This window comes from Mesorhizobium sp. M0968 (genome assembly GCF_040319065.1).
GTDB lineage: Bacteria > Pseudomonadota > Alphaproteobacteria > Rhizobiales > Rhizobiaceae > Mesorhizobium.
Genome location: NZ_JAMYNL010000088.1, coordinates 1 through 991, shown reverse-complemented (window position 1 = coordinate 991; position 991 = coordinate 1). Strand labels below are relative to the sequence as shown.

Below are 991 nucleotides of genomic sequence, written 5' to 3'. Positions count from 1 at the left end.
TGCAGTTTCGGCACCTCAAGCCGCCGGAGGAACGGTGATGCAGCCGCCGGTTTGGGGTGTTTGACCAGGATGGGTCAATCGCGAAGGAAAACGTTGGAAAGTTGTCGATCACTTCCGGCTGTCGCGGAGCGTGAAATGTCGCCTCGCTTCCTCGTGACATTGTCTGCCGCACTTTATCTGACATCATCGGTGTTTGCCGGGGCAGGATCACCCGTTCCGTCGAACGTCTGCTATGCGTGGAAAAGCCGCTGCAGAAGGTCCGCATCGGTGAAGGTTTTTCGATGTGGGCCGCAGCGCGAGGGGTGCGGGCTGGGTCGACATCGGCCCGCGTTGAAAAACCTCCCAAGGAGGAAGCCGCGGGGTCATCTTCGGCTCTGCCGAGATGTTCGGCCCGAATGATTGGGTCGCGCGCAAGGGGATCGAGTCCCGCTCGCGCCCCGATTATCGGCCGTTACCAGCCGTAGCTGAAGATGGCGCCCCCACCACCGTCGCCGTTCTGCACGACATTCGCCTCGGTGTTCCTTCCGAACTGGAAAATACCGTAGGCGTTGTCGTTGCCGTTCTGCCTCAGGATGGCGGAATGGCCGTTGCCCTCCTGATGGATGATGCCCAGATTGCCGCGGCCGGTCCGGCCGAGGCCAGCAGCATTACCGTGTCCGGACTGACGGATTCTGGCGCCGTGCAGGCCGCGATACTTCGAATAGACGCGCAGGCCGGTCGCCAGGGCGCCGGCGTCGCGGGCGTTGGCAGGAGCAAATGTCACCGACACCCAGCCTCCTGCGTAGGCCGGTGCGGACAGCGCCACCTGGCCGATGCTGCCGGCAACGAGAGCGGCAGTAAGGGTTATGAACATATTGCGGGTCATCTTGGTCTTCATTTCCGGCTGCCTCAGCCTATGGCCAACCTTCCCGAATTGCGGCTGAACCATCCCGGAACCCGTCGTTCAGCTGTCGTTCAGTCATTTTTCCCGGCTCGGCACACATAGAAAAGG

The 991-nt window shown here is 61.8% G+C and carries 1 protein-coding gene; it reads right to left on the bottom strand.

From position 1 onward, the window contains the following. Nucleotides 1–451 precede the first annotated feature (451 nt). On the bottom strand, nucleotides 452–865 hold the full coding sequence (locus NKH67_RS34005) for a curlin (protein ID WP_352503956.1): 414 nt from the start codon (nucleotides 863–865) through the stop codon (nucleotides 452–454). Nucleotides 866–991: the final 126 nt, after the last annotated feature.

Coding starts and splice junctions, on each gene's coding strand:
- NKH67_RS34005 (WP_352503956.1), bottom strand. CDS start 865: ATGACCCGCAATATGTTCATAACCCTTACTGCCGCTCTCGTTGCCGGC.